Source organism: Cytobacillus praedii, assembly GCF_001439605.1.
In the GTDB taxonomy this organism is placed as follows: domain Bacteria; phylum Bacillota; class Bacilli; order Bacillales; family Cytobacillaceae; genus Cytobacillus; species Cytobacillus praedii.
Window position 1 is genome coordinate 1 of record NZ_LMBX01000051.1, and the last position, 7,033, is coordinate 7,033.

Here is a 7,033-nt window from a genome sequence, read left to right on the forward strand (position 1 = left end):
AAGATTAGCTCTTAAGTTTTAAAACTTGATTTAAACGTTGACGTTTTTGCTTTGTTTAGTTTTCAAAGAACTATTTTGTGACAGGATAATAATATATCATTTTATTTCAATAGTGTCAAACACTTTTTTGAAATAACTTTCTGCTTCATTAGCAGAAGAATTTTATTATATCAGAGATAACTGTCATTCGTCAACTACTAAAAGGTGAATTTCAATTCTATACTTTTTCTTCTAGCAGAGGATTATTATATTAATATACATTTTTATTAAAGTCAATACCTTAACAAAAAAACCTCCCATTAAACTTCTTGATGACTGCCATGACGCAATTATAGCCTTTTTACCATTTTCAAAAGAAAAATGGCAGCAAAATCAAAAATTATTGGAAGTACTACACTCGTCCATTTCTAAAAACTGCAGTATATTAATTCAGTGCTTCACCTGCATTTTTAGGAATATAACAATCACATGCCATTACAATAGAATACGGATAGAAAAAGCTTATATTATCATTGCTAGAGTTAAAAAGAATAGTCTACCTCTTTTTTCAAGCAACTCCTAGTCATCGCTTTTAAAACTAGGGCGACTTTTATTCAAGCTTTTCTCCGCCTCTGCAATATACATTTAGACTATAGTTTTCTTGGTTATATCCCTTAGTCCGTCAAGCAATACACAACTATATCTTATTCTGTCAATAAGGTATAAAGGCAGAATTTACACATAATAGAGGAATATAATATAGTTACCGAATAATACATTCCTATTGTAGATTTTTCCTTTTAAGTGCAGAATGAATAAGTTGTACACGCCCAGTGTCTTGAACTTGTTTTTCTATTGCTTTTCCAGCCCGCTTTCCTAAGTTCTTCTGCTATTAATCGATTAAAAATTCCATGTCCAACTAAAGCTACTGAATGATACTCTTCCGCATACTTCACTAAATGAATAGCTGCCCGTTTAGCTCTTTGTCTAGCATTCGCCAAGGATTCACACTGTCTTGCAAAGCCGCTATACCATAAGCACCTTAGCAAAATTGCCCAGCTATCTGGACTTAATTTTACTCGGCATTTACCTGATAGAACAGGTAATTCAGCTTCACGAAACAAGTCATCAGAAATAATCCTTTTCTGTTGATGTAATAGACTTGCAGACTCAATCGACCTTTTTAGATCGCTAGTAACTAATAGATTCGCTGCCGCTACTTTTTCAAGTGTTTCCTTTGGATGATTATTCTCCTCAAAAACCCCACTGATATCATATTTTTTGACCCAGTCCTGAAATTCTTGACTTGTTAATCGGTTGTTTTCTATTTGCTTTGATTTTCCATGCCTGATTAATGAAATTTCCATCATATGCTCCTTTCATTTTTTGGTAATGGGATCTATTCACTATTTCTATTATATTTCAAATCATCCTTTTTTTATTGCGTATAAATGTGAAAAAGGGACAAAGTCCTTTTGTCCCGTCCCTATTACTTATCTCATTTCGTCAGCTGATACTTTTATTTCTAGCTCTTCTATAAGCTCAGGAGCTTTTTCTTGAAGATATCTAACAGATAACTTATCTTTAGGTAAATCAAGAAACAATTCTTCAACTATATAAGTGTTATTACCGAGATACTCCCGTTTCATTTCAATGCCATGATGCCAATTGCCTTCTGCACTTTTCAACATAACTGGTGAGAAATTTTGATAAAAGGCAAAACTGCTTTTATATTCATACTTAATCACTGCTGAATGATCTTCTTGCTTAATATCAGTAATTTTCATTGTACCCCTTTCACCTAGATTGAACAGCTGGTTCTTCGCTTCAGACAGTTCAACTAACCGCTCCTGAATAACTAAATCTTCATTACTCTTATTTTTAAATAATTGGATCTTCAAGTCTTTTACTTCTTCGTCAAGTGGTTCGAATAACAAAGTGGCTTCTCTTAATGAATACCAACGGTTATCTTGTTTAATTTGGGTTCCCCCCCACCCTCCAGAGCTTGAATCAGAAACTTCTTTAATAACTCTGTCTTCTTGGTCAAGCAGGCGGATAGTCAGCCAATCATCTTCTAGTTTGTTCTGATATGGTTCTTTATGTTGTAGTTTAAAAGCTGTCGAGATAGGACTTAAGGTTATTTGTTTTAATGTTAGTTCTTCTCCCTCATAGCTTGCCTTTTTAGTAAAAGCAACTTTTTTAATTTCAGGTGTCATCTTAATTGGAACCTTGAATATAAATTTAAAATTCTGTTCCTGCCTATTATTAATTGTACCTTTGTATAAAAAGTCAGCCTTAAATTCATCTGGCATTTTCGATACTGCATACGTAAACATTGAGTAGCCAATCACCTCATGCTCTGAAACTTGTGTGAACTGGTTACTTGAATTGCGGCCGCCTATTAACCTGCCAACATTAGGGAAATGCAAATTAATATCATGCGAACTAAAATTCTTAATCGGGTCTTCAGACTTAATCGAATAACTAATTGATAACCTCATCCCATCATAAACGGCTTCCTTAATTTCCATGGTAATGCCGCCTTCACGCTGTTGCTGCTGGATATCTTGTTTATCTTCAGTAGCTGCCCCTTTTAGGCCTCCATCACCTAAAAACTGAAAGATCGATTCAAAGAAAGGCAACTTGGCTAATGCTAGTACAGGGTTAGATGACATATAAATTACTGCACTTACCATCATTAGCAGGATAACTGCTGGCATTAATACTCTTTTCTTTTTTCCAATAACACTTCGGCAGTCTCTTCTCTCCTTGAGCTTAGCATATACTTGCAGCTGATCCTCTTGATTAAATGCTACCTCTTCAAATAGTCTACTGCTTTGAACTTTTTTATCATCGTTCAAATATCCTCCCATTCAAACCCCTCCTCTTCTAATAATTTCTTAAGCCTTCCTCTTCCCCGTGCCAGCCTAGTTTTCACTGTATTCGCTGAAACTTTTAGAATAGTGGATATCTCCTCTACCGAAAAATCTTTATAGTAATATAAGAAAATAATTTCTTTGTACTTTGGACTTAACGATAGTACGATCTTTTTTACCTGTGTATCTCGATCTTTATTCAGCAAATTTGCTTCAGGATTTAATTCCTGCTGCTCCTCTTTTTCCAGCTTGGCAAATGAAAAAATTCTACTGAAATAACTGCTTTTCAAATAATCTTTACATTGGTTGATTGTAATTCTATATAGCCATGTTTTTACCGAGGATTCCCCTTTAAACTTATGCAGATTCTGATAACAGCTAATAAAAACATTTTGTACAATATCCTTTGCTTGCGCATAATCCTTTACATAAGAGAAAGCAAGTGAGGTTAATTCTGTACCATACTCTGTCATTAAATCCTCTATAACAGCATCTATCGTTTTTTCCTTTGTGAGTGCATAATATGAGTCACTTTTCTCTTCTATATACAAGACTATCCACCTCCCTTTATAGAATTCGTGCTTAGACGATGTACCACTCAGTCCGGTTTCATTTTATAAAAAAAAGATCCGCACAAATATGCACGAACCTTTACTATGATTTTCTCATAATCGTAACATATTTATTATTGGAACTTCCTTCCAAATCCTTCGGTACGAGAAGGGACAATCACCCTGTCCCCTTGTCCCACATCTGTCCGCTACTGCCTCGGTTCAGGAAGGGGCACGGACCCTAGGTTCCTCTTTTTAACCTCATTTATTAGTAAAGGAATTATTAAATATAAAGCATACGCAAAGGACATCCATACCGTAAATGCGATAATCTGTGAATGGCTTAATTCAGGAAAAATCATTTCGTGGAATGCTATGGAGAATGTATCTAATGAAAGACCTATAATTGTACCTATGATTCCAAACCTAAGCGCAGCGTTTCTTGAACGATCAAAAAAAAGGTATAGAAAAGTAACAGCAATCAATAATACCCCTGTGCCGGCAATTAAAATAAGTGTACTAATGACAAATGAAGATGTGCCAGGACTAAAGAGAACCAGATCCCCAAATAGAACAAAAAACAAAGTGGCTAAGAACCATACGATTACTCCCCATAATACAGTTAAAAAGTGCCCCTTCATTTATTATCCTCCTCAGCAAGCATAATGGTTAACCCTTTAAATAAATATTCTAGCTCTTTATAAACCTTATCAACTAAGAAATTTCTGTTCAATAGAGCCTGAATCGCCAAACCGTCTACGATGGCATTAAATAATATTCCCCATGTATCAGATGAGACTCCATCTACTGGCGATTTGCTCCATACTTTTTTAAGATTTTCAGATAAAGCCATATTTTCATTTATCAAAATATCTCCAAGATGATCTTTTATTTTTGGATTATTAAATCCAGCTACCATTAATGTAAAAAATAATTTATGAAAAAATGAATCCTCTCTGCAACGGCTTTTTGCTGATTGTAATGATTGTTTAATTATCCCTTCATTGACCTGAGATATTTCTTCCCATGAACTCTCACAAATATCTTGTACAATATCTACTAATATTTGCTCCTTCGTTCTAAAGTGATAATAAACTGTCCCTTGAGTTACACCTGCTTTTTCCGCAACTGCTCTTAAAGTAAACTTTTCTATCCCACTTTCAACTAAACATTGCTTTGCATAATGGATTAACTCTCTTTTGTTAATTACATTCGGCTTAGCCATTTTATCACCTCTTATTAGTTATTCGACTAACTAACTTAATCTACATTCAATAATATACATAAAATTCTTGCTATTCAACCTTAAAAACATGCTAAACCACAAAACTTTAAAAACTAAGCAGTCATTTTTATTGAAGGGTTTTGTTGGAAAAGGGAGAATACTTAAGCATTGACTTTAAACAATATACGGAATGAGGGAAATTGAGTGGGAAAAGTGATTGGATTTGAACTAAATAGTCAGGAACCTGAAAAAGCTGCAAAGTTTTATTCTACAGTCTTTGGCTGGGAGATCGCAGAACCTCATTGGGATTATCGGGAAATATCAACAGGTAAGTATACACAGGATGGAATGAATGGCGGGATTGCAAAAGGCCCGCATGATTATCCTCACGGCACACGCATACAAATTGAAGTGGATTCAATTAATACAGCTATATCTAATGCTAAGAATAACGGAGCTATAATTGTACGAGACAAAATGGAATTCGACCATTTTTATCTTGCTTACCTAGTTGATCCAACCGGGCTTGGGTTCGCCCTTATTCAAAAAAAATAAACGATTTCTCTGCATCCCCTTCTACTTCTTAAGACTTAGTTGAACTTACTTCTTCAGCATCTATTTGAATTTTTAAAGATCCTTTAAGCTTTAAGTATTCGTTTTTTTAAACTTGGAGTGAGAGTGATGACTGAATTCTTATTGAGTCTTATAGAAAGTTGGGGAATAGCAGGTGTTCTTCTTTCCTTGTTTATTGAAGGAAGTGCGTTTCCCTTTATTGGTACATTCTTTATTGTAACGGTTGGCTTTATCATTGATTTAACATGGTTTGAAATTGGCAGTATTTCGCTGCTAGGAAGCCTTTTGTATGCAATTGGCAGCTATATACCCTATTATATTGGCTATAAACTTGGCAACTCCGTTGAAAATAGATTAAGTGCAGCTAAGAAAGAAAGTTTAGCAAGAGCAAAGGCATCCTTCAGCAAGTATGGCGTTTGGAGTGTTGCAATTTCCAGCCCTCTTCATTTAGGAAATATTGTTCCCTTTCTAGCTGGCATGTCTAATATGAAACTTCATCTGTATACTTTACTTACGATGATTGGAATCGCTCCTACTACCTTTCTGTTTTTAAGCATCGGACAATTTTACCAAGGTGATACCGAATCAATTATAAAAACCATTACTAATTATCAGACATTCCTGCTGTTAGGGTTGGTCATTGTTACCATTCTATTTATTAGCTGGAAATCATATAGTCACCGTCAGCATAAGAAAGCTGAAAATTTATAACGAAAGAGTGGGATTTAAATGTTTCATGTTAAGGATGTTATAGCCGATCAGCTATTAGCAAATGCAAATGATCCTAGCTGGTATCTTCCATTTACTGACTCAGTTGAAAATTTATCAGAAAAAGAAGCTTTTTGGAAGCCAAACAAGGATTGTCATAGTATCGCTGAAATTGTCCAGCATTTACTTTATTGGAATGAAACATGGCAAACGAGATATAAAGAATCGAATGTCAAAGCAGTTTCGCCATTAGATAATAATAATGAAAGCTTCATTATCCCGGATAATCAAAGTTTTCATAACCTAAAAGAACGCTTATTGTCTGTCCTTTTACAATGGCAAGATCTTCTAACAACTGAGAGAATTGAAAGGAATGTTGAGGGATTCCCTGAAAAAGTACAATGGTGGGAGGTACTTGGGAATCTAACTACCCACAACGCATATCATATTGGTCAAATCATTTATATCCGAAAGCTCCAACAAAGCTGGAAAGCTAAAATTGATAGTAATGACTAATTGATAAATAACAAAAAGCCCAATTTCGCAATAAAACTCTGTGAAATTGGGCTTTAATTATTAATATTCCAATGCAATTATTCATGATGCCTTTTCAGAAAACATTCATTCTATTCCTTTTTATCAACAGTAAGCCCGTCGAGCTTATTAGATATTTCTTTGAGAATTATATTTCTTTCCTTTTGGGCTTTAATAAAAATAACTGCAAACCAAATGACTAAACCAAGAACACCAAAATAAACAATAAACATTATTAAAAACGGGATTATTGCTAATGCCTCCATTTATATTTCCCCTCCTATTGCCTTTCTTCATATATAACTTATGAAAGATGTAGCATATTATTAATAATCAAAAAAAATGAGTAGACTGTTAAACCATATCTATTTACTTTTCTAGAATAAACAAAAAAGGATAACCAACTTTCCAAAAAGAGATGTTAGTTAATCCTTATAAATAATATAGATATTTTTTTGTTCAAAATTGTATAGCTCTGACGACACAGTGCTTCTTCAAATAAAAAAGTGACTCCGCAGGTAGGACTCGAACCTACGACCGATCGGTTAACAGCCGATAGCTCTACCACTGAGCTACTGCGGAATAAT

9 protein-coding genes and 1 tRNA gene are annotated in these 7,033 nt (G+C 34.4%); 3 read left to right on the forward strand and 7 right to left on the reverse strand.

What is annotated here, in order from left to right; translation table 11 throughout:
* Positions 1-779: 779 nt before the first annotated feature.
* From ASU02_RS25290 to ASU02_RS25310, 5 genes are all read right to left on the reverse strand, one after another.
* Positions 780-1,346 (reverse strand): histidine phosphatase family protein, encoded by a 567-nt coding sequence (locus ASU02_RS25290; protein ID WP_057768430.1) that lies wholly within the window; start codon positions 1,344-1,346, stop codon positions 780-782.
* 126 nt (positions 1,347-1,472) lie between these two features.
* Positions 1,473-2,852: a DUF4179 domain-containing protein gene (locus ASU02_RS25295; RefSeq protein ID WP_057768432.1), complete on the reverse strand. Its 1,380-nt coding sequence runs from the start codon at positions 2,850-2,852 to the stop codon at positions 1,473-1,475.
* On the reverse strand, positions 2,837-3,406 hold the full coding sequence (locus tag ASU02_RS25300) for a sigma-70 family RNA polymerase sigma factor (protein WP_057768434.1): 570 nt from the start codon (positions 3,404-3,406) through the stop codon (positions 2,837-2,839). Before ASU02_RS25300 ends, ASU02_RS25295 begins: the two co-directional genes overlap by 16 nt.
* Positions 3,407-3,615: 209 nt before the next feature.
* Positions 3,616-4,047 carry a DUF5367 family protein gene (locus tag ASU02_RS25305; protein ID WP_057768436.1) on the reverse strand — a complete coding sequence of 144 codons (432 nt, stop codon included), beginning with the start codon at positions 4,045-4,047 and terminating at the stop codon, positions 3,616-3,618.
* Positions 4,044-4,631, reverse strand: a complete 588-nt coding sequence (locus tag ASU02_RS25310; RefSeq protein ID WP_057768438.1) for a TetR/AcrR family transcriptional regulator — start codon at positions 4,629-4,631, stop codon at positions 4,044-4,046. Before ASU02_RS25310 ends, ASU02_RS25305 begins: the two co-directional genes overlap by 4 nt.
* 204 nt (positions 4,632-4,835) lie before the next feature.
* Between ASU02_RS25310 and ASU02_RS25315 the strand changes: the two genes are divergently transcribed.
* From ASU02_RS25315 to ASU02_RS25325, 3 genes are all read left to right on the forward strand, one after another.
* Positions 4,836-5,186 carry a VOC family protein gene (locus tag ASU02_RS25315; RefSeq protein ID WP_057768440.1) on the forward strand — a complete coding sequence of 117 codons (351 nt, stop codon included), beginning with the start codon at positions 4,836-4,838 and terminating at the stop codon, positions 5,184-5,186.
* Between the two features lie 126 nt (positions 5,187-5,312).
* The gene (locus ASU02_RS25320; RefSeq protein ID WP_057768442.1) at positions 5,313-5,915 is read left to right on the forward strand and encodes a DedA family protein; all 603 of its coding nucleotides are present in this window, start codon (positions 5,313-5,315) and stop codon (positions 5,913-5,915) included.
* 18 nt (positions 5,916-5,933) lie between these two features.
* Positions 5,934-6,428: a DinB family protein gene (locus ASU02_RS25325; RefSeq protein WP_057768444.1), complete on the forward strand. Its 495-nt coding sequence runs from the start codon at positions 5,934-5,936 to the stop codon at positions 6,426-6,428.
* Between the two features lie 110 nt (positions 6,429-6,538).
* On the opposite strand, the gene ASU02_RS26780 is transcribed toward ASU02_RS25325, so the two are convergent.
* Complete coding sequence (locus ASU02_RS26780) at positions 6,539-6,712, reverse strand: hypothetical protein (protein ID WP_165571649.1); 174 nt, start codon at positions 6,710-6,712, stop codon at positions 6,539-6,541.
* A gap of 244 nt (positions 6,713-6,956) precedes the next feature.
* Positions 6,957-7,028, reverse strand: a tRNA-Asn gene (locus tag ASU02_RS25330).
* Positions 7,029-7,033 lie beyond the last annotated feature (5 nt).

Excerpts from the sequence above, each read along its gene's own strand:
- ASU02_RS25290 (WP_057768430.1), bottom strand. The coding sequence starts at position 1,346 with ATGGAAATTTCATTAATCAGGCATGGAAAATCAAAGCAAATAGAAAAC.
- ASU02_RS25295 (WP_057768432.1), bottom strand. The coding sequence starts at position 2,852 with ATGGGAGGATATTTGAACGATGATAAAAAAGTTCAAAGCAGTAGACTA.
- ASU02_RS25305 (WP_057768436.1), bottom strand. The coding sequence starts at position 4,047 with ATGAAGGGGCACTTTTTAACTGTATTATGGGGAGTAATCGTATGGTTC.
- ASU02_RS25310 (WP_057768438.1), bottom strand. The coding sequence starts at position 4,631 with ATGGCTAAGCCGAATGTAATTAACAAAAGAGAGTTAATCCATTATGCA.
- ASU02_RS25320 (WP_057768442.1), top strand. The coding sequence starts at position 5,313 with ATGACTGAATTCTTATTGAGTCTTATAGAAAGTTGGGGAATAGCAGGT.
- ASU02_RS25325 (WP_057768444.1), top strand. The coding sequence starts at position 5,934 with ATGTTTCATGTTAAGGATGTTATAGCCGATCAGCTATTAGCAAATGCA.
- ASU02_RS26780 (WP_165571649.1), bottom strand. The coding sequence starts at position 6,712 with ATGGAGGCATTAGCAATAATCCCGTTTTTAATAATGTTTATTGTTTAT.